The sequence below is a fragment of the Pseudomonas sp. GW822-FHT06D10 genome, assembly GCF_058799535.1.
On the sequence record NZ_JBXALN010000002.1, the window covers coordinates 359,397 to 379,772 of the forward strand.

Genomic DNA, 20,376 nt, shown 5'->3' on the forward strand with positions numbered 1-20,376 from the left:
CACCTATGATGGCGATAGTCATGACCGCTGATCGCGGTTCGCCGGCAAGCCGGCTCCTGCACGAGCCTGTAGGAGCCGGCTTGCCGGCGAAGGGGCCCTGATTCCTGGCACAGATCGGCTATAGTGCGGCGCGGGTTTTGTTCTGGAGGCATCCCTTTTGCGTATCGCGTTTCTTTTCTCGGCCTGGCTTCTGAGTTTCAGCGTGCTGGCAGCGCCCAATGATGTGGCGACCCTGGACCGCAGTACCTGGCCGGAAAAGCTCGACAATCCGACCCTGTTCGACGTCGCCTCGCGGGCCGAGATCCTCACCTTCGCTCGCGCCTTGCTGATCAGCGAAGCCTGGGACGAGGCCTCGATGAAGCAGCGCCTGGGCCTGCGGATGATCAATATGGAGGCGATCACTGAGCTGCGCGAGCATCTGTGGCAGCGCCTGCTGGATAACTACAACTTCGCCCAGCAGAGCTGCGATCAGGACGCGTCCTTCTGTTACCTGGTGGAAAACATGCAGCAGTTGCGCAAGCAGGCCGGCAAGTTCCATCTGGCGCAGGACTCCTACTACGCGCGTTGGGGCGAGCCGAGCCGGACCTTCCACGAGCAGTACCTGGACGAATTGCTGCGCAAGGCCGCGCTGTCACCGCAGACCAGCAGCGAAGTGCTGCGCTTTGGCGACTACGAGCGCAATGGCGACGAGCTCAATGACCGGCTGTTTCTGCTGACCTTCGACAGCGCCGCCAACCTGACGCCGGACAACACGCCCTGGCTCACCAACTACCTGCGCAAGGCCAACCTCAGCGGTACCTTCTTCGTTCTTGGCAACGATATCCAGAACCGTCTCGACAAGGCTTCGGTGGCCAGCCTGCAATCCCTGTATTCCCGGCAGTGCGTTGGGGTCCAGGGGTGGGAATTCCGTTCCCACAGCCATTGGCAGGACTGGCAGTACTCGATCCAGCGCAGCGCCGACCTGGTGAAAAGCAAGCTGCCGGAAAACTACGTGCCGCTGTTCCGCCCGCCCTATGGCCAGCGTCGCGCCGACGCCCAGGGCTTCTTCAATGCCCAGGGCATGCAGGTGGCGCTATGGGACATCGACGCCCAGGACGGCGCCGGCAAGCTCAAGGCCGAGGACAGCGGGCAAAGAGTGTTGACCTTGATGCTGTTGTGGCGACGCGGGGTGATCGCCTTCAATGCCAAGCAGGATGGGGTCAAGAGCAGCCTGCCCTGGTTGCTGGCCCAGACCGCGCAGAGCGGCATCGGTTGGGAAGACTGCCAGGATGCATTTCGCTGAAACGAAACAGCCTGCGCAAACAGGGAAAAATGGCGGCTGAAGAGGGGAAAAACAGCGGGATTTCGAGGCAGGCGGACTTCCGACTTTAACGGTGCCCGGGCCACTCGCCAAGGGCTATTCGTCACTCTGCAAAATAAACATCAAAAAAGCGTCAAAGTGCTTTTTCCTGTCACGGTTTTTGGAGTATTACGAACTCAGACCGCCGAAACCTGCGACACAGGTGGCGTCTCCCAAGACTCCTTGTGTGTGCAGGTCACCTGAACCCCCGCGGGTGAATTCGGTGGCCCTTCGAGGCGCGATACCCCATGGTATTGCGTCGACTGGCTCCCACATAAGGTGACCGAGTATGGATGACCACGGACGTAGCTCTTCTTCCAACCAGCCAATCCTTTATGTACTCGATACCAATGTATTGATTCACGATCCAAACGCCTTACTGAATTTCGAAGAACACCACGTCGCCATCCCCATGACCGTCCTCGAAGAGCTGGACAAGCTCAAGAGCGGGCATCACAGCGTGGCCGCCGAATGCCGCCAGGCCATCCGCCTGATCGACAAGACCCTGGGTGAAGCCTCACCCGAGGACGTCGAGCTGGGTGTACCGATCCAGCGTGGCAAGAGCGGGCCCAAGGGCTTGCTGTCGATCCTCATGAGCAAGCGCAACGAGCCCACCAGCCTGTTGCCGGACAACCTCAACGACAACATCATCATCAACCAGTTGATCGACCTGCACGCGCGCAACAAGGACCTGCCCGTGGTGCTGGTGACCAAAGATATCAACATGCGCCTCAAGGCGCGGGCCTGCGGGATCGCCGCCGAGGACTACAGCACCGACCAGTTGGTGGACGACGTTTCCCTGCTGCCCAATGGTTTCCACAACATGAGCGGCTCGTTCTGGGACCGCGTAAGCAAGGTGGAAACCCGCCAGGACCATGGCCGTACCTGGCACCAGGTGCAGTTGATCGACAACCTGCCGGCGGTGCACATCAATGAATTCATCATCGACGAACAGGGCTTTGTCGGCTGGATCAAGGAAATCCGCGCCGATGTGCTGCTGATCCTCGACCTGCATCAGGAACCCCTGTTGCACCAGGAAGCCTGGGGCCTGAAACCGCGGGACATCTATCAGGGCCTGGCGCTGTACGCGCTGCTCGATCCGGATATCCACCTGGTCAACCTGTCCGGCGCCGCGGGCTCGGGCAAGACCATCCTGGCCCTGGCCGCCGCTATCGAGCAGACCATGGTCAGCAAGCGCTACCGGCGCATCATCGCCACCCGCAGCGTGCAGGGGCTGGACCAGGAGATCGGCTTCCTGCCCGGCACCGAGGCGGAGAAGATGGAACCCTGGCTGGGCGCCATCACCGACAACCTCGAAGCCCTGCACATGGATGACGAGAACACTCACGGCAGCGTCGACTACATCCTCAGCAAGGTGCCGTTGCAGTTCAAATCCCTGAACTACATTCGCGGCCGCAGCTTCCAGCAGAGCCTGATCCTGATCGACGAATGCCAGAACCTCACCCCGCACCAGATGAAGACCATCATCACCCGTGCCGGCGCCGGTTCCAAAGTGGTGTGCCTGGGCAACCTGGCACAGATCGATACCCCCTACCTGTCGGCCACCAGTTCTGGCCTGACCTACCTCACCGAACGTTTCAAGGACTTCCCCAACGGCGTGCACATCACCCTGCAAGGGGTGCCGCGCTCGATCCTGGCGGAATACGCGGAGAGCCATCTGTAACGCCATTTGCTTCCAGCACGGGCGGCCTTCGGGTCGCCCGTTTTGTATCCGGGCCCGGGCCTCGGGTTATCCTGCGCTCCCGCCGCCGAGCGTTCCCCAGTTGGAAAACACCGGATGACTCGCGTCTCCCTGCGCAATATCGACCTGAATCTGTTGGTAATCCTCGATGCCTTGCTGACAGAAAAACATGTGACTCGCACCGGCGAGCGCCTGCACCTGAGCCAGCCGGCCATCAGCCATTCCCTGGGCAAGCTGCGGGTGATGCTGGATGATCCGCTGCTGATCCGCCAGGGCAATGACGTGCTGCTCAGCCCGTTGGCCCGCAGCCTGCAGGCACCTCTCAGGGAGATTCTCAGCCAGATCGAAACCTTGCTCGGCAAATCTCTGGATTTCGACCCGGCCACCTCCCAGCGGATCTTTCACCTGACGATGTCGGATTATGCAGCGGCCATTGTCCTTCCCCGGTTGTTGGTGCGCCTGCGCGGCGAGGCGCCACTGATGCGCCTGGTGGTGACCCAGGGCAGCCGGCACCAGATGTCCGAGCAGATTGCCCAAGGCCAGATCGACCTGGCACTGGGGGTGTTTCCCAGCCTCGGGGGAGAGATCGTCAAGGAGGTTCTGTTTGAAGAGACCTTCTCTTGCCTGGTGGATGGCAGCACCTTGGGCGAGGAGCAAAGCCTGGACTTGAGCACCTATCTGGCGCGCCCGCATTTGCAGGTATCGATGGATGGTTGCTTCAATGGTGAGGTCGATCAGTGCCTGGCAGACGAAGGCCTGCTGCGACAGATTGCGGTCAGCGTGCCTCATTGGGGCGCGGCGCCGAACCTGATCCGCGGCACCGACCTGATCCTCACCGTGGCCAGCCGCACCCTGGACGAGATCCCGCTGCAGCCCGGGCTGCTGCGTTTGACCCCACCGCTGAATATTGCGCCCTTCAAGTTCGTGCAGATCTGGCATTCGCGTTTCAGCGATGACCTGGCGCATCGCTGGTTGCGTGAGCAGATCCGGCTGGCCAGCGCGGCCCAGGACTGAGACGGCCCCTCAGCCCCGGGTGGTAATGACGAAACCGCCGATCACCACCAGCACGCCGATCAGCTTCTGCAGGCTGATGTCCTTGCGCGGCAGGCCCACCAGCCCGAAGTAGTCGATGATCAGCGAGATCAGCAACTGGCCGATGATCACCGCCATGATGAAGTTCAGCGCCCCCAGGCGGGGCGCCATCAACAGCGCCACGGTGATGTAGAGCACCCCGGCCAGGCCGCCCATCCAGATCCACCAGGGGCCTTGCAGTGCGGCCACGAGATTGGGCTTGGGCACCTTGATCAACAGCAGCAGGCTCCCCAGCACCAGCAGGCTGACCAGCAGCGAAACGCCGGTGGCCCACAGTGGATGCCCCAGCAGGGTGCCCAGGCGGGCGTTGGTGCCCGCCTGGAGGGGCACGGCGAAACCGGCGAGCAGGCTGAGCAGGATCGAAACGAACAAGGCCATGGAGCGACTTCCTTTTTTGAACGTAGGCACTGTTGTACGTTTATCCGCCGTCGGGCTCCAATTCGTTGTTCTAATGCGGGATATTCGTCGGGCTGATTGCCGTTTGGCGCGGGCAGATGCCCCGTGCGAAAAACTGACCCGCGGGTTTACAATCGCCGCCACCAGATCAGGAGTAACGCTGTGCTGACTCATCTCGATTCCCAGGGGCGCGCCAATATGGTCGACGTCACCGACAAGGCCGTGACCTTTCGCGAGGCGGTGGCCGAAGCGCGGGTACGCATGTTCCCGCAAACCCTGCAGATGATCGTCAGCGGCGGTCACCCCAAGGGCGATGTATTCGCCGTGGCGCGTATCGCCGGGATCCAGGCGGCAAAGAAAACCAGTGACCTGATCCCCCTGTGCCATCCGTTGATGCTTACCAGTGTCAAGGTCGAGCTCAGTGCCGAAGGCGAGGACTGCGTGCACATCGTTGCGCGTTGCAAGCTATCGGGGCAGACCGGGGTGGAAATGGAGGCGCTGACCGCCGCCAGCGTCGCCGCGCTGACCATCTATGACATGTGCAAGGCGGTGGACCGGGGCATGACCATCGACAGTGTTCGGGTGCTGGAGAAGCTCGGCGGCAAGAGCGGCCATTACCAGGCGGATCAGGCATGAAGATCTCGGTGAAATTTTTCGCTCGCTACCGCGAGGCCCTGGGCATTGACGGGCTGGAGATCGAAGGCGTGTTCCAGCAGGTCGAGGATGTGCGCCAGGCGTTGCTGTCCCGGGACGGGGCCGAGGTATTGGCCGAGCAGAACCTGATGTGCGCCCGCAATGAAGAGCTGTGCCAGCTGGACGAACCCCTGGAAGACGGCGACGAAGTGGCGTTTTTTCCCACGGTGACCGGAGGTTGAGATGGCGATTCGAGTGCAGTCAGCAGCGTTCGATCCCGGGGCTGAAGTCAACGCCATGCACGCCGCGGATACCGGGGTGGGTGCGGTGGTCAGCTTTGTCGGCTACGTGCGCGATTTCAATGATGGGCAGGATGTCCACGGCATGTTTCTTGAGCACTACCCTGGCATGACCGAAAAGGCCCTGGGCAAGATCGCCGCCGAAGCCGAGCAGCGCTGGCCGCTGTTGCAACTGGAAGTGCTGCACCGCATCGGCGCCCTGGAGCCGGGCGAGCCCATTGTGTTTGTCGGTGCGGCCAGTGCCCATCGCCAGGCTGCGTTCGATGCCTGTGCCTTTGTCATGGATTACCTGAAGACCCGGGCGCCTTTCTGGAAAAAGGAAAACACCGCCGACGGCCCGCGCTGGGTCGAAGGTCGCGACAGCGACCATGCGGCGGCCGCGCGCTGGAAAGACTGATCCCCTGATACTTGCCGGCGGCGCCTGAGCCCGCCGCAATCCAACCTGCAATCGACTGCGACTGTTCCCGCCGACCGCTGGAGATAAGTCGTTGCGCGCGTCGTTGACGATATGTACGTAAAAGTCCAGTATGGATTAACAAGTACAAATAAAGCGTCGCCTGTTTCTCCTCTTCTTTCTGTCTTGCCAAACCAACAACAACCCGCGAGAGAACGAACATGAAAAAACTCCCCCTGATCAGTGGCCTGGCCTTGAGCCTGTTGGCGTGCAGCAGCCTGTTCGCGGCCGAAAAGACCCTGCGCCTGGGCATCGAGGCGGCGTACCCGCCATTTGCCTTCAAGACCGCCGAGGGCAAGATCGGTGGTTTCGACTACGACATCGGCAATGCCCTGTGCGCGCAGATGCAGGTCAAGTGCGAGTGGATCGAGGGCGAGTTCGACGGCCTGATTCCTTCGCTAAAGGTGAAGAAGATCGACGCTGCGCTGTCCTCCATGACCATTACCGCCGAGCGCCGCAAATCCGTGGATTTCACCCACAAGTACTACTTCACGTCGTCGCGCCTGGTGATGAAGAAGGGCGCCGAGGTGGACGACCAGTACGCCAGCCTCAAGGGCAAGACCGTGGGCGTGCAGCGCTCCACCACCACCGACCGCTATGCCACGGAGGTGTTCGAGCCCAAGGGCATCAAGGTGGTGCGCTACAGCAACAACGAGGAGATCTACATGGACCTGGCGGCCGGGCGCCTGGACGCGATCTTTGCCGACAGCATTCCGCTGGCCGACTTTCTGTCGATGCCCCGGGGGGCCGACTACGCCTTTGTCGGGCCTGAGCTCAAAGATCCGAAGTACGTCGGCGAGGGCGCCGGGATTGCCGTGCGCAAGGGCAACAGTGAACTGGTGGGCGAGTTGAACAAGGCCATCGATGATATTCGGGCCAATGGTGAATATCAGAAGATCCAGGCCAAGTACTTCAAGTCGGATATCTATGGGGATTGAGACATTGTGGCGTTCTTGAGGACGCCTTCGCGAGCGAGCTCGCTCCTACAGGTGTTGTGCAATTCCGCGTAGGAGCGAGCTTGCTCGCGAACCTTTATTGTCCCTTCAATTCCTTCAGGTGCTTGTACACCGTCGCCCGGCCCATGTTCAGCACGTTGGCCACGTAGTTGGAGGCGCTCTTGCCCTTGAAGGCGCCCTCGGCGTGCAGCGCCAGCACCAGTTCGCGCTTGTGATCGCGGGTCAGCAGGTTCAGCCCCAGCTGGCGCTCGCGCAGCCAGTTGTGCAGGAAGGTGTTGATCCGCTCCTGCCAGTCATCGCGAAACAGCGAGTCGGGCTGGGGAATCAGTTTGCTCGGCGACAGAAACAGGTCCAGCGCCGCCTTGGCGTTTTCGAACAGCGAGATGTTCAGGTTGATGCACAGCACCGCCTGGGGCTGGCCTTGGCTGTCGCGCAGCACGCTGCTGAGGCTGCGGATCTTCTGTCCGTCCCAGTTGAGTTTTTCATAGGGGCCGATGTTGCGCTCGTCGCGGTCGCCACTGAGCAGGTCTTCCAGGGCTGCGTCGTCGCCCACTTCGCGTTTGGACAGGTTGTTGGCGATGTAGTCGATCTTCTGTGTACGCAGGTCGTGGAGCACCACCTCGGCATGGGGGAAGAACAGGGTGGCAATGGCATCGGCAATCGCCCGGAAATTGTCCAGGGCAGGGTCCTTTGCAGGTGAGGTCATGGTCGTACTCCAGGCAGCTTCAGCGCCCGCCGGCAGCGGGCGCTGGGAGTGTGCCGCAATCGTTGGGGGCGCCTCAACCGGTGGTTCGGTCGAGGCGGGCCGGGGAGAGCATGTCAGGCGTGAGGCCGAAGCGGGTCAGGTGTTCCGGCAAGGGGGCACCTCGCACCAGGGCGGCGCTGGCCTGGCCCATGGCCGGCGAGGTCTGGATACCGTAGCCGCCCTGGCCGGCAACCCAGAACAGCCCCGGAACCTGCAGGTCGAAACCGGCCAGCAGATCGCCGTCGCTGACAAAGCTGCGCAGCCCGGCCCAGGTCCGGGTTGGACGACGGATGCTCAGGGTGGTGGCTTCTTCGATCTGGTGGATACCCAGGGCAATGTCCAGTTCTTCGGGTTGCACATCGTGGGGTTCAACCGGATCGGCATTGGCCGGTGAGCCGAGGAACATGCCGGCGTCGGGCTTCATGTAGAAGGATTCATCCAGGCTCACCAGCATTGGCCAGTGGTGAAAGTCCAGGCCTTCGGCGGCGGCGAAGATGAAAGCCGCGCGGCGCTTGGGCTGCAGGCCCAGGGCGCGGGCTCCGGCCATTGTGCCGATGTGGTCGGCCCAGGCCCCGGCGGCATTGATCAACACCGGCGCACTGAACGCCTGAGCGGCCGTTCGCACCTGCCACTGCCCTTGGCTGTCGCGCTCGATCCCCAGCACCTCATGGTCGGTGCAGACCTGGCCCTGGTTGCGGCGGATGCCCCGCAGGTAGCCCTGGTGCAGGGCGTCGGTGTCAATATCGCTGGCGCTGGGGTCGTAGAGCGCGCCATGGACCTTTTCCCGGCGCAGGATCGGCAGGCGCGCGCAGGCTTCGTCGGCGCTCAGCAGTTGCATCTCCGGCACCGTGGCCCTGGCGCTCAGGTACTGGTTGTTCAGCTCGGCCGGATCACCGTTGAAGTCCACGGTCATTTCACCCCGCGGGGTCAGCAGCGGGTGCTCGCAGAAACCCTGCGGCGGCTGGTCGAAGAAGGCCCGGCTGGCCAGGGTCAGGGCGCGCACCTGGGCGGTGCCGTAGGCGGCGGTATAGAGCGCTGCGGAGCGGCCGGTGGAGTGATAGGCGGGATGGGATTCACGCTCCAGCACAACCACCCGGCCATGGGGCGACAGCCAGTAGCCGGTGGACGCTCCGGCGATACCGCCGCCAATGATGATGAAATCTGCCTGGATCATTCGAAGCTCCGCAATAGGGGCGAGCAGCAGTGGTTACTGCGGGCGCCGCAGGTGGTACAGGGCATTGGCCAGGGCGATGTCTTCCAGGCCCAGGCCGATGGAACGGAAGAACACCGGGCGTTCGGCATCCGGGAGCGGGGCCTGTTCGCTGAGCAACTCCGGCAGGTCGCCGAGAATCGCCGCACTGTCCCAGCCGTGCTGTTCGCTGGCGATCAGCATTTCACCGGCGCAGCCCGGCGTGGTGCGCCGGTAGTCGCAGTAGACCTGCATCTGTGCCAGGGCCGCGGGCGGCACTTCGTGGGCCCGTGGCGCATTGGTGCTGATGGAGGTGATCAGCGCCGGCTTGCCGAGGCTGCTCGGATCCAGCACGGGTCCGGCGGACGAGGTGCAGAGCATGATCACGTCGGCGCCCTCGGTGGCGTCCTCAAGCCGGGCCACCAGTTGCAAGCGCGGGTCGAGGGCTTGCAGGCGGGCAAGCTCCGCGGCGGGCTTGTTCGCCAGGCTCGGGGAGTAGAGGCGGATGCTCTGCCAGGGGCGCAGGTCCTGCACATAGCGCAAGTGCGCCTGGGCCACCGCGCCGCTACCGATGATCGCCAGGTGCCGGGTTGTGGGGGGCGCCAGGGCGTCGACCGCGACCGCTGTGGTGGCCGCGGTACGGGCGGTGGTCAGTTCGGCGGCGTCGCACAGCAGCAACGGCTGGCCGCTGTCCATGGACATCAGCAACGTCCAGGCGGTGACCAGCGCGCCTTCGGTACGGACGATGTAGGGCGAGGTCTTGACCCCGTACACCCGGTCTTCGGCCAGCACCCCCAGGTAATTGATGAAGTCGCCGGCCCCCTGGGGAAACTCCACCAGTTGCTGCGCCGGTTGCACGGCGAGCCCGGCAGCCAGGTCGCGGAACAGTTTGCGCAGGATCTGCGGCACGTCGATGCGTTCGAGCAATTGACGGGCCTCGGGGCGGGCAATCACGTAAGGCGTGCTGGACATGCAAAGGCTCCCAGGATTTAAACTAATTTGTCTATTATGGACTTTTAGTTTTGGCGGGCAATATCCAGGCGAAAAAAAACGCAGCCTGTGGTCGGGCTGCGTTTCTTCAGGTTGCCGGGGCGCTGCGGGAGCGCCGGCCGTCAGGCTTGCGGGCGCTTGCGCTCCACCGGGCGCAGCAGTTCGGCGGGCGGCATTTCGCAGCTGATCTTGCGGCCCAGCAGGGCTTCGATCGATGGCAGCTGGTAGGAGTCGTCTTCGCCGGCGAAGCTGATGGATACGCCGTCGGCACCGGCGCGACCGGTCCGGCCGATGCGGTGCACGTAGTCGTCCGGCACTTCCGGCAGGGTGAAGTTGATCACGTGGCTGATGCCGTCGATGTGGATGCCGCGGCCGGCCACGTCGGTGGCCACCAGGACCCGGATCTTGCCTTCGCGGAAGCCTTCCAGGGTCTTGATCCGCTTGTGCTGCGGCACGTCGCCGGACAGCTGGGCGGCGTTCACCCCATCGCGTACCAGGCGTTCCTCGATGCGTCGCACTTCATCCTTGCGGTTGGCGAAGACCATCACCCGTTCCCAGCCGTTGTCGGTGACCAGGTTGTACAGCAGCTTGTACTTGTCGGCGCCGGCCACGGCATAGATGTGCTGTTCGACGTTGGCGTTGGCGACGTTCTCGGCTTCGATCTCGACGATGGCCGGGTCGGTGGTCCATTGCTTGGCCAGGTTCATCACGTCTTCGGTGAAGGTGGCGGAGAACAGCAGGGTCTGGCGCTCGCTCTTGGGGGGCGTCTGGCGAATGATCTGCCGTACCTGCGGGATGAAGCCCATGTCGAGCATGCGGTCGGCTTCGTCCAGCACCATCACTTCGACCATGTCCAGGTGCACATCGCCGCGCTGGTTGAAGTCCAGCAGGCGGCCCGGGGTGGCGACCAGGATGTCGCAGTGGCGCGCTTCCAGGTGCTTGAGCTGCTTGTCGAAATCCATGCCGCCAACGAAGGTCATGACGTTGAGGCCGGTGTACTTGGTCAGCGCCGCGGCATCCTTGGCGATCTGTACCACCAACTCCCGGGTCGGAGCGATGATCAGCGCCCGTGGTTCGCCCATGTAGCGCTCCTTGGGCGGCGGGGTCTGCAGCAGCTGGGTGATGATCGACACCAGGAATGCGGCGGTCTTGCCGGTACCGGTCTGGGCCCGGCCGATGGCGTCCTTGCCCGCCAGGGTATAGCCCAGCACCTGGGCCTGGATTGGCGTGCAATAGGGAAAGCCCAGGTCCTGGATGGCGTGCATCAGTTCCGGAGCGAGCTTGAAGTCGTGGAAGCGGGTCTTGCCTTCCTGGGGTTCGACCACGAAGTCTTCGAGTTTCCAGGTGCTGACCGGCGGTTTCGGCGCGCGCGGGCGACGCGGCTGCTCAGCTTTGGGTTGCTCGGCCTTGGGCTTCTCTTGGCGTGGGGCTTTGGGAGCGGAAGGGGTGGCCGGTGTGTTCACCGGTTCTTTTTTAGCTGCGGTAGCGGGTGCGCTCCGTTCCGGCTGACGGCCGTCATGACGGCTGCTGGAACTGGGGGAGGGGGCACTGGGGCTTGGCGCGAGCGGCTCAGCCTCGCTTTTACCGAAGATTTTCTTGAGTGCTTTGAGCACGGTCATCTCATCAATTGGTTAAGGAATGTACGCCGGCCAGTGTAATGCAAGAAGCGGGCGCGGCGTAGTCTGTTGCTCGCCGGGGGCACGGCGCGCGGATTTTCTAGCGCAAGCGCTCGCTCAGCCAGGTACCGATGTCGCGGATTTCCTCTGGTAACACCTCGTGTTCCATTGGGTATTCCTGCCATGTCACGGTGACACCATGCTGCTTCAGGTACTCATAAGCGGTACGGCCCATGGCGTTCTGCACCACTTCGTCGTACTGGCCGTGCAGGCAAAGCACCGGAATCCGCTGTTGGCTGGCCGATAGTTGCAGTTCATCGCTGAAGGTCGGGGCATAGGTGGACAGGGCAAGTACGCCACCCAATGGACCCTGCCATTTGAGGAAGGCGGTGTGCAGTACAACGGCGCCACCCTGGGAGAAGCCGGCGAGGAAAATTCGCGATGCGTCTATTCCGCTGGTGCGTTGTTCTTCGATCAGTCTGATGACCTCGTCAGACGATTCCTCGAGCTGTTCACGGCTGATGGCGCGGGCCGGGTTCATGGCCAGAATGTCGTACCAGCTGGGCATGGCATATCCGCCATTGATGGTCACTGCCCGGGTCGGCGCCTGGGGCAATACGAAGCGCGTGCTCAGCAGGGTTTCCTGCAGCATCTCGGCTACCGGCAGGAAGTCGTAACGGTCCGCTCCCAGGCCGTGAAGCCAGATCACACAGGCATCTGCGGGCTTGCTGGGCTGAAGAATCAAGGGCTCGGTCATGGCTGCTCCATTTGTGTGCGTGCGCGCTGATTGAGTGCGTGAGTGAAGGGCGCGCCCGGTTGATCGGTGAAGAAGATGTCGCACGGTTGAACGTTTTACTGTTGACCACTGGCTGAAACGCTTTAGCCGGGACTGTGGTACGGGCTTTGCTATGGCTCAGAAAGAGGAGTCCAGGTGAAAGCCCTGTCCGCCGGCGGTAACACTAACAGGCTACCGCAGGCGATGGGATAGCCAGCCTCCTCTGATGAAGGTTCGCCACTGGCCGCTACGGGCTTTGCGAACTGCGAAGGGCTACAGCCCGTTCGGCCGATTGGTGAGATGTAGGCCCCCTATTACGTGGATTTCTCCTACTAGACTCATAGCTAAGGTCTTACGCCGCTTGACCCCATAAAAAAGCCGACACGGGTCAACAGCGCCTCATGAGGGTGCGGCAGGACTCAAGCTCCGACACAACAAGAGCAAAATTGGAGGTTTGAATGAAGATGTTGAAATCCACCCTGGCTGCCGTCACGGCAGCAACGGTGCTGGGTATGAGCGGTTTCGCACAGGCGGGTGCGACCCTCGATGCAGTACAGAAGAAAGGATTCGTGCAATGCGGCGTCAGTGACGGTTTGCCGGGCTTCTCGGTACCGGATGCCACCGGCAAGATCCTCGGCATCGATGCCGACGTTTGCCGCGCGGTGGCGGCTGCGGTGTTCGGCGATGCGACCAAGGTCAAGTTCAGCCAGTTGAACGCCAAGGAGCGCTTCACTGCGCTGCAGTCCGGCGAGATCGACGTGCTGTCGCGCAACACCACCTGGACCAGTTCCCGCGATGCGGGCATGGGCCTGGTGTTCGCCGGCGTCACCTATTACGACGGGATCGGTTTCCTGGTGAACAAAAAACTGGGCGTAAAAAGCGCCAAAGAGCTGGACGGTGCGACTATCTGTATTCAAGCCGGTACTACTACCGAACTGAACGTGTCGGACTACTTCCGCGGCAATGGTCTGAAATACACCCCGATCACTTTCGATACCTCTGACGAAAGCGCCAAGTCCCTGGAGTCCGGGCGTTGCGACGTACTGACCTCCGACAAATCCCAGCTCTACGCACAGCGCAGCAAGCTGGCAACCCCTACCGACTATGTCGTTCTGCCGGAAACCATCTCCAAGGAGCCCCTGGGCCCGGTGGTGCGCAAGGGCGACGAAGAGTGGTTCAGCATCGTCAAGTGGACCCTGTTCGCCATGCTCAACGCCGAGGAGGCGGGCGTCACCTCGAAGAACGTCGAGGCTGAAGCCAAATCCACCAAGAACCCTGATGTTGCACGTCTGCTGGGCGCGGACGGTGAATATGGCAAAGACCTGAAACTGCCGAAGGACTGGGTGGTGCAGATCGTCAAGCAAGTAGGTAACTACGGTGAAGTGTTCGAGAAAAACCTCGGCAAGAGCACGCCACTGGCCATCGACCGCGGCCTGAACGCGCTGTGGAACAACGGCGGCATCCAATACGCACCACCTGTGCGCTGATGGTTCTATCACCCGGCGGGCCAACCGCCGGGTGATGTTCTGTTCCATTATTCCTGGGGCACTTCATGCAAAATACAATCGGCGCACCCAAGCAGAGGCTCAGCCTCAGCGATCCCCGTGTGCGCGCCTGGCTGTTCCAGATCATCACCCTGGTGGCGGTGGTTTCACTGGGCTGGTTTCTGTTCGACAACACGCAAACCAACCTCCAGCACCGAGGGATCACCTCGGGTTTCGACTTTCTCGAGCGCAGCGCCGGGTTCGGCATCGCGCAACACCTGATTGCCTACACCGAAGCGGACAGTTATGCCCGGGTGTTCGTCATCGGCCTGCTCAACACCCTGCTGGTGACCTTTATCGGGGTGATTCTCGCGACCCTGCTGGGGTTCATCATCGGTGTGGCGCGGCTGTCGCCGAACTGGATCATCAGCAAGCTGGCGACGGTGTATGTGGAAGTGTTCCGCAACATTCCGCCGCTGCTGCAGATCCTGTTCTGGTACTTCGCGGTATTCCTGACCATGCCGGGGCCGCGCAACAGCCACAACTTCGGCGATATGTTCTTCGTCAGCAGCCGCGGCCTGAACATGCCGGCGGCGCAGATGGCCCCCGGTTTCTGGGCGTTTGTCGCAAGCCTGGTCCTGGCCATCGGCGCCATCGCGCTGATGTGCCGCTGGGCCAACCGGCGCTTTGAGGCCACCGGCGTGCCTTTTCACAAGTTCTGGAGCGGCCTGGGCCTGCTGTTGGTGATTCCCGCGCTGTGCACGCTGATCTTCGGCTCGCCGGTGCACTGGGAGATGCCGAAGCTGGCGGGGTTCAACTTCGTCGGCGGCTGGGTGCTGATTCCCGAGCTGCTGGCCCTGACACTGGCCCTGACTGTCTACACCGCGGCGTTCATCGCCGAGATCGTGCGGTCCGGGATCAAGTCGGTGAGCCACGGCCAGACCGAGGCGGCCCGCTCCCTGGGGCTGCGCAACGGCCCGACCCTGCGCAAGGTAATCATTCCCCAGGCCCTGCGGGTGATCATTCCGCCGCTGACCAGCCAATACCTGAACCTGGCGAAGAACTCTTCCCTGGCAGCCGGTATCGGCTACCCGGAAATGGTTTCGCTGTTTGCCGGCACGGTGCTCAACCAGACCGGCCAGGCCATTGAAGTCATTGCCATCACCATGAGCGTGTACCTGGCGATCAGCATCAGCATTTCCCTGCTGATGAACTGGTACAACAAGCGCATTGCGCTGATCGAGCGGTGAGGAAGCGCCCATGACGACTCATACCTTCAAGCCCGATATGCCGCCGCCCAGCCGCAGTATCGGCGTGCTGGCGTGGATGCGCGCCAACATGTTCTCCAACTGGCTCAATACCCTGTTGACCCTGTTTGCCTTCTACCTGATCTACCTGGTGGTGCCGCCGCTGCTGCATTGGGCGATTCTCGACGCCAACTGGGTCGGTACCTCTCGCGCCGACTGCACCAGGGGCGGCGCCTGCTGGGTGTTCATCCAGCAGCGCTTCGGCCAGTTCATGTACGGCTACTACCCGGTGGAACTGCGCTGGCGAGTGGACCTGAGCGTGTGGCTGGCGGTGATCGGTGCCGCACCGTTGTTCATCTCGCGCTTCCCGCGCAAGGCGATCTACGGGCTGTGCTTCCTGGTGGGTTACCCGATCATTGCCTACAGCCTGTTGCACGGCGGTTACCTGGGCCTGAGCACGGTGGCCACCAGCCAGTGGGGTGGCCTGATGCTGACCCTGGTGATTGCCACCGTGGGCATCGCCGGGGCACTGCCGCTGGGAATCCTGCTGGCATTGGGAAGGCGCTCCAACCTGCCGGCGATCCGCGTGGTCTGCGTGACCTTCATCGAGTTCTGGCGCGGCGTGCCGCTGATCACCGTGCTGTTCATGTCCTCGGTGATGCTGCCGCTGTTCCTGCCCGAAGGCATGAATTTCGACAAGCTGTTGCGTGCGCTGATCGGGGTGATCCTGTTCCAGTCGGCCTATGTGGCCGAGGTGGTGCGGGGTGGCTTGCAGGCCATTCCCAAGGGCCAGTACGAAGCGGCTGCGGCCATGGGCCTGGGCTACTGGCGCGCCATGGGGCTGGTGATTCTGCCGCAGGCCCTGAAGCTGGTGATTCCCGGCATCGTCAACACCTTCATCGCCCTGTTCAAGGACACCAGCCTGGTGATCATCATCGGCCTGTTCGACCTGCTCAACAGCGTCAAGCAAGCCGCCGCCGACCCCAAATGGCTGGGCATGGCCACCGAAGGCTATGTCTTCGCGGCCCTGGTGTTCTGGATTTTCTGTTTTGGTATGTCCCGCTACTCCATGCACCTGGAGCGTAAGTTGGACACAGGCCACAAGCGTTAGGAGTATCTCCATGAGTCAAGCGAGCAAAAAGCCTGTGGGCCCTGAAGGCATTATTCAGATGCAGGGTGTGAACAAGTGGTACGGCCAGTTCCACGTGTTGAAGGACATCAACCTCAACGTCCGCCAAGGCGAGCGCATTGTCCTGTGCGGGCCTTCGGGGTCGGGCAAATCCACCACCATCCGCTGCCTCAACCGCCTGGAAGAACACCAGCAGGGGCGCATCGTGGTGGACGGCGTGGAACTGACTAACGACCTCAAGCAGATCGAGGCAATTCGTCGGGAAGTGGGCATGGTGTTCCAGCACTTCAACCTGTTCCCGCACCTGACCATTTTGCAGAACTGCACGTTGGCGCCGATGTGGGTACGCAAGATGCCCAAGCGCAAGGCCGAGGAAATCGCCATGCATTACCTGGAGCGAGTGCGCATTCCGGAGCAGGCCAACAAGTACCCGGGCCAGCTTTCCGGTGGCCAGCAGCAACGGGTGGCGATTGCCCGGGCGCTGTGCATGAAGCCCAAGATCATGCTGTTCGACGAGCCCACCTCGGCCCTCGACCCGGAGATGGTCAAGGAGGTGCTGGACACCATGATCGGCCTGGCCGAAGACGGCATGACCATGCTCTGCGTGACCCACGAAATGGGCTTTGCCCGCACCGTGGCCAACCGGGTGATCTTCATGGACAAGGGCGAGATCGTCGAGCAGGCGGCACCCAACGACTTCTTCGACAACCCGCAGAACGACCGTACCAAGCTGTTCCTGAGCCAGATCCTGCATTGATGCTGCAGCGGGGCCTGCGCTGACGATAAACCCGGACTGGCTCCGGGTTTATTTTTGCCCGGCGTTCAACGGCCGGCAGCGCCGAGCTGTGGTTCGGGTTGGTCGCTCAAGGCTGAGGGCGCCAGTTGCGGCTCGCTGAGCTCCAGTACGTCCTTCATCAACTGCGGGTGGCGATCCAACAAGCGCATCAGCATGTACAGCGGCTGGGGCGCGCTGACTTCGCCGCGCTCGTAACGGGAAAAGGCATTGTGCCCGCCACCCGACAGCAGTTTGACCGCTTCCTTCTGCGAGAGGTGCAGCTTGCGGCGGATGCGCTTCATGTCGGCGGCGACGCTCTGCCGGTAATCCTCCAGTAATTGGTCGCCCGCGGCGGCGTAACGTTCTGCGCTCGGTGCGTCGAATTCGATTTCACCGCATTCCTGGCATTCCCAGCCGGCCAGGCCATGGAGGTGACGCTGCAGATGCCGGTAGTCGATGAGCTCGCTGCGCTGCTCGAACGCCAGCATGCCGGTGGGAGCGCCGCAGCTGTAGCACTGTTGTCGTTTCATGCTTGTGCCTCCTTGAAGGAGATCACTGGAGGCCCTATGCCGGGGCGCTGGGTGATCTTGATGTAGAGCGTCCGGTTATCGATGCCGGTGTAATACACGTCCTGCCACACCCGGTGATCGTGATAGGTGGTCATCGATTTGTAGAACATGCTGCCCTGGAGTCCGGCTATCACTCGTTGCATGGCCGCCAAGGACAATCCGAGTTCCTTGCCGCAGAGCAACGCGCTTCGAGTGCAGGCTTGCGCCCCTTGCCGAACGACCTGTGCCTTGATCAGCGACAGGTCATAGTGAGGTGTTTTCTTTTCCATGAGACACCCTTGAGGCTGACTCGAAATTACCCTTAAAGGGTTTTTTGTCAAGGCCTGTTTGAAATGGCGAAAGTGCCTGCACCCGCCTAAAACGTTGAACTCTGGGAAAGGTCTGAATACCATGCCAGGCAATTCGTCCGATGATTGGATGAAAGAGTGAGTTCAATGAGCGAAATATCCCCCCTGATCAAACGTTCCCTGGTCGACCAGGCCCTGGAGCAACTGCGCCTGCGCATCACCAATGGCGCCTGGGTCGTGGGCCAGCGCCTGCCCACCGAACCGGAACTGGCCAGTGAGCTGGGCATCAGCCGCAACACCGTGCGCGAGGCCCTGCGGGTACTGGCGTTTTCCGGGCTGATCGAGATCCGCCAGGGTGACGGCAGTTACCTGCGGGCGGTGGCCGATCCCTTGGACATGCTCCAGGCACTGTCCCAGTGCTCCTTGGAGCAGGCCCGGGAAACCCGCCACATTCTGGAAGTGGAGGCCGTCGGCCTGGCCGCCCTGCGCCGCACCGACGAGGACCTGCACGCCCTGAGCGATGCGCTGGCCGTTAGCGGCGGGCACTTTCATGGCGACCTGGAAAGCTACATCGCCTGCGACCTGGTATTTCACCAGCGCCTGGTGGACGCCGCCCACAACCCGACCCTCAGCCAGCTGTATCGCTATTTCTCCAGCGTGGTCGGCGCCCAGTTGCGCCAGACCCTGACCGTGACCCCCAGGCGTCAGGAAGTCTTCGATCGGCACCAACACCTGCTGGATGCCATCGAGCAACGCGACCCCGAACGGGCCAAGAACATTTCCCGCCAGCTGATCAACGAATCCTGAGTCCGAGACCTCCATGTCCAATCAAACGGTACCTGCGAAAACCCCGTCCTCGCCTCGGCGTTCCGCCGAGCTCGAAGAGCTGCTGATCGACGCCGAGGCTGATGATGAAGAGGTGCAGCAGGCTCCACCGCCTCTGCAGCGCCCCTGGCTGTTGCTGCTGGGGCTGATCCTGGTGGCGCTGAACCTGCGTCCGGCGCTGTCGAGCATGGCGCCACTGCTCAGTGATGTGTCGCAGCACCTGGGGCTATCGGCCGCCAAGGCCGGGCTGCTGACTACCTTGCCGGTGCTGTGCCTGGGGCTGTTCGCGCCTTTGGCGCCGCTGCTGGCCCGGCGCTTCGGCGCCGAGCGGGTGGTGCTGGGCATCCTCATGACCCTGGCCCTGGGCATTGTGCTGCGCAGTTCCTTCGGTGAGGTCGAAGTGTTTGCCGGGAGCATCCTGGCCGGCGCCAGCATCGGCGTGATCGGGGTGCTGCTGCCGGGTATCGTCAAGCGTGACTTCGCCCGGCACGCGGGCACCATGACCGGGGTCTACACCATGGCCCTGTGCCTGGGTGCGGCGATGGCGGCGGGGGCCACGGTGCCTCTGAGCCAGCATTTCGGGGGCAGTTGGGCCATGGGGCTGGGCTTCTGGGTGGTGCCGGCGCTGGTGGCGGCCCTGTTCTGGTTGCCTCAGGTCGGGCACAAGCACGGTGCTCACCATGTGGCCTTTCGCGTGCGCGGCCTGTTGCGGGACCGCCTGGCCTGGCAGGTAACCCTGTACATGGGCCTGCAATCCTCCCTGGCGTACATCGTGTTTGGCTGGTTGCCGTCGATCCTGATCGGCCGTGGGCTGACCCCGACCCAGGCCGGGCTGGTGCTGTCCGGTTCGGTGATCGTGCAATTGGCCAGTTCTCTGGCGGCGCCCTGGCTGGCGACCCGGGGCAAGGACCAGCGCCTGGCCATCGTGATTGTCATGCTGATGACCCTGGGCGGCCTGTTCGGTTGCCTGTACGCGCCCATCGAGGGCCTGTGGGGCTGGGCGGTCCTGCTGGGCCTGGGGCAGGGCGGCACCTTCAGCCTGGCCCTGACCCTGATCGTGCTGCGCTCCCGGGACCCCCATGTGGCGGCCAACCTGTCGAGCATGGCCCAGGGCATCGGCTACACCCTGGCTTCCATGGGGCCGTTTGCGGTGGGCCTGGTGCACGACTGGACCGGGGGCTGGAACGCTGTGGGGTGGATTTTCGCGGTGTTGGGCTGCGGTGCGATCATTGCCGGGCTGGGCGCCGGTCGTTCGCTGCATGTGCAGGTGCAGAGCGAGAGAATCTGACGGGCCTTGCTTGCGCTATTTGCTCGGTAAATGCCGATAGTGTTCGCCGGGGTTGCGGATTATTGTGCTGCATCCCCCTTGCCCTTTCGGAGTCCGTTCATGAGTGATGCCCATCGCGCCCTGATCACCGAGTTCTATCAGGCTTTCCAGCGCCTGGATGCCGAGGCCATGAGCGCCTGCTACACCGAGGATGTGCTGTTCAGTGACCCGGCGTTCGGCGAGTTGCGCGGGCGTGATGCCGGCGATATGTGGCGCATGCTCACCTCCCGTGCCAAGGACTTTTCCCTGACTTTCGATCAGGTGCGTGCCGACTCGAATTCCGGCGGCGCGCACTGGGTTGCCACCTACCTGTTCAGCCAGACCGGCAATACGGTGATCAACGATATCCAGGCCCGGTTCGTGTTTCGCGACGGCAAGATCTGCGAGCATCACGATCAGTTCGACATGTGGCGTTGGGCGCGCCAGGCCCTGGGCACCAAGGGCCTGCTGCTGGGCTGGACGCCGCTGCTCAAGAATGCTGTTCGCGCCCAGGCGCGCAAGGGGCTCAAGGCCTTCCAGAGCGGTCGCTGAAAGCCATCCTCTGCTA

Annotated in this window: 22 protein-coding genes; 14 read left to right on the forward strand and 8 right to left on the reverse strand. The window is 62.6% G+C overall.

The genetic code is table 11. The features are described from left to right. Positions 1–157: 157 nt before the first annotated feature. The 3 genes from AC1RL5_RS07175 (at position 158) to AC1RL5_RS07185 (ending at position 4,055) form a co-directional block, all read left to right on the forward strand. A complete protein-coding gene (locus AC1RL5_RS07175) occupies positions 158–1,282 on the forward strand; it encodes a polysaccharide deacetylase family protein (RefSeq protein ID WP_103407899.1) in 1,125 nt (374 codons plus the stop codon). A gap of 346 nt (positions 1,283–1,628) precedes the next feature. Then, entirely contained in the window at positions 1,629–3,023 is a 1,395-nt protein-coding gene (locus tag AC1RL5_RS07180) for a PhoH family protein (protein WP_011059380.1), read from the forward strand. A gap of 114 nt (positions 3,024–3,137) precedes the next feature. After that, positions 3,138–4,055 carry a LysR substrate-binding domain-containing protein gene (locus AC1RL5_RS07185; protein WP_492589198.1) on the forward strand — a complete coding sequence of 306 codons (918 nt, stop codon included), beginning with the start codon at positions 3,138–3,140 and terminating at the stop codon, positions 4,053–4,055. A 9-nt stretch (positions 4,056–4,064) separates the two neighbouring features. Here the strand turns inward: AC1RL5_RS07185 and AC1RL5_RS07190 are convergent, their stop codons facing one another. After that, a complete protein-coding gene (locus AC1RL5_RS07190; protein ID WP_093404592.1) occupies positions 4,065–4,511 on the reverse strand; it encodes a DMT family transporter in 447 nt (148 codons plus the stop codon). A gap of 180 nt (positions 4,512–4,691) precedes the next feature. Between AC1RL5_RS07190 and moaC the strand changes: the two genes are divergently transcribed. The 4 genes from moaC to AC1RL5_RS07210 all read left to right on the forward strand — a co-directional run bounded on the left by moaC (position 4,692) and on the right by AC1RL5_RS07210 (position 6,853). Then, a complete protein-coding gene (gene moaC, locus AC1RL5_RS07195; protein ID WP_492589200.1) occupies positions 4,692–5,165 on the forward strand; it encodes a cyclic pyranopterin monophosphate synthase MoaC in 474 nt (157 codons plus the stop codon). After that, positions 5,162–5,404: a MoaD/ThiS family protein gene (locus tag AC1RL5_RS07200; protein WP_011059392.1), complete on the forward strand. Its 243-nt coding sequence runs from the start codon at positions 5,162–5,164 to the stop codon at positions 5,402–5,404. Before moaC ends, AC1RL5_RS07200 begins: the two co-directional genes overlap by 4 nt. Position 5,405: 1 nt before the next feature. Further along, entirely contained in the window at positions 5,406–5,858 is a 453-nt protein-coding gene (gene moaE / locus AC1RL5_RS07205) for a molybdopterin synthase catalytic subunit MoaE (protein WP_015634248.1), read from the forward strand. A 218-nt stretch (positions 5,859–6,076) separates the two neighbouring features. Next, entirely contained in the window at positions 6,077–6,853 is a 777-nt protein-coding gene (locus tag AC1RL5_RS07210) for an ABC transporter substrate-binding protein (protein ID WP_019094752.1), read from the forward strand. A gap of 94 nt (positions 6,854–6,947) precedes the next feature. On the opposite strand, the gene AC1RL5_RS07215 is transcribed toward AC1RL5_RS07210, so the two are convergent. The 5 genes from AC1RL5_RS07215 to AC1RL5_RS07235 form a co-directional block, all read right to left on the reverse strand. Continuing rightward, positions 6,948–7,577: a helix-turn-helix transcriptional regulator gene (locus AC1RL5_RS07215; protein ID WP_011059395.1), complete on the reverse strand. Its 630-nt coding sequence runs from the start codon at positions 7,575–7,577 to the stop codon at positions 6,948–6,950. Between the two features lie 73 nt (positions 7,578–7,650). Next, entirely contained in the window at positions 7,651–8,790 is a 1,140-nt protein-coding gene (locus tag AC1RL5_RS07220) for an NAD(P)/FAD-dependent oxidoreductase (protein WP_145712681.1), read from the reverse strand. A gap of 33 nt (positions 8,791–8,823) precedes the next feature. After that, entirely contained in the window at positions 8,824–9,777 is a 954-nt protein-coding gene (locus tag AC1RL5_RS07225; RefSeq protein WP_072443071.1) for an ornithine cyclodeaminase family protein, read from the reverse strand. A gap of 140 nt (positions 9,778–9,917) precedes the next feature. After that, the gene (rhlB, locus tag AC1RL5_RS07230) at positions 9,918–11,414 is read right to left on the reverse strand and encodes an ATP-dependent RNA helicase RhlB (RefSeq protein ID WP_015634252.1); all 1,497 of its coding nucleotides are present in this window, start codon (positions 11,412–11,414) and stop codon (positions 9,918–9,920) included. A gap of 97 nt (positions 11,415–11,511) precedes the next feature. Beyond that, positions 11,512–12,168, reverse strand: coding sequence for an alpha/beta hydrolase (locus AC1RL5_RS07235; protein WP_011059398.1), 657 nt, complete (start codon positions 12,166–12,168; stop codon positions 11,512–11,514). Between the two features lie 476 nt (positions 12,169–12,644). On the opposite strand from AC1RL5_RS07235, the gene AC1RL5_RS07240 reads away from it, so the two are divergent. The 4 genes from AC1RL5_RS07240 to AC1RL5_RS07255 all read left to right on the forward strand — a co-directional run bounded on the left by AC1RL5_RS07240 (position 12,645) and on the right by AC1RL5_RS07255 (position 16,803). Continuing rightward, positions 12,645–13,673, forward strand: coding sequence for an amino acid ABC transporter substrate-binding protein (locus AC1RL5_RS07240; RefSeq protein WP_011059399.1), 1,029 nt, complete (start codon positions 12,645–12,647; stop codon positions 13,671–13,673). A 65-nt stretch (positions 13,674–13,738) separates the two neighbouring features. Further along, a complete protein-coding gene (locus tag AC1RL5_RS07245) occupies positions 13,739–14,920 on the forward strand; it encodes an amino acid ABC transporter permease (RefSeq protein ID WP_011059400.1) in 1,182 nt (393 codons plus the stop codon). Between the two features lie 10 nt (positions 14,921–14,930). Further along, positions 14,931–16,028: an amino acid ABC transporter permease gene (locus AC1RL5_RS07250; RefSeq protein ID WP_011059401.1), complete on the forward strand. Its 1,098-nt coding sequence runs from the start codon at positions 14,931–14,933 to the stop codon at positions 16,026–16,028. A 10-nt stretch (positions 16,029–16,038) separates the two neighbouring features. Further along, positions 16,039–16,803, forward strand: coding sequence for an amino acid ABC transporter ATP-binding protein (locus tag AC1RL5_RS07255; protein ID WP_011059402.1), 765 nt, complete (start codon positions 16,039–16,041; stop codon positions 16,801–16,803). 65 nt (positions 16,804–16,868) lie between these two features. On the opposite strand, the gene AC1RL5_RS07260 is transcribed toward AC1RL5_RS07255, so the two are convergent. Together AC1RL5_RS07260 and AC1RL5_RS07265 are read right to left on the reverse strand one after the other, a co-directional pair. Next, positions 16,869–17,351 carry a type II toxin-antitoxin system MqsA family antitoxin gene (locus AC1RL5_RS07260; RefSeq protein ID WP_072443073.1) on the reverse strand — a complete coding sequence of 161 codons (483 nt, stop codon included), beginning with the start codon at positions 17,349–17,351 and terminating at the stop codon, positions 16,869–16,871. Beyond that, positions 17,348–17,659, reverse strand: a complete 312-nt coding sequence (locus AC1RL5_RS07265) for a type II toxin-antitoxin system MqsR family toxin (RefSeq protein WP_072451212.1) — start codon at positions 17,657–17,659, stop codon at positions 17,348–17,350. The genes AC1RL5_RS07260 and AC1RL5_RS07265 overlap by 4 nt, the downstream gene beginning before the upstream one ends. Positions 17,660–17,824: 165 nt before the next feature. On the opposite strand from AC1RL5_RS07265, the gene AC1RL5_RS07270 reads away from it, so the two are divergent. From AC1RL5_RS07270 to AC1RL5_RS07280, 3 genes are all read left to right on the forward strand, one after another. After that, the gene (locus AC1RL5_RS07270; RefSeq protein ID WP_065364583.1) at positions 17,825–18,484 is read left to right on the forward strand and encodes a FadR/GntR family transcriptional regulator; all 660 of its coding nucleotides are present in this window, start codon (positions 17,825–17,827) and stop codon (positions 18,482–18,484) included. A gap of 13 nt (positions 18,485–18,497) precedes the next feature. Beyond that, positions 18,498–19,790, forward strand: coding sequence for a CynX/NimT family MFS transporter (locus AC1RL5_RS07275; protein ID WP_492589202.1), 1,293 nt, complete (start codon positions 18,498–18,500; stop codon positions 19,788–19,790). A gap of 99 nt (positions 19,791–19,889) precedes the next feature. Then, positions 19,890–20,360, forward strand: coding sequence for a nuclear transport factor 2 family protein (locus AC1RL5_RS07280; RefSeq protein WP_011059407.1), 471 nt, complete (start codon positions 19,890–19,892; stop codon positions 20,358–20,360). Positions 20,361–20,376 lie beyond the last annotated feature (16 nt).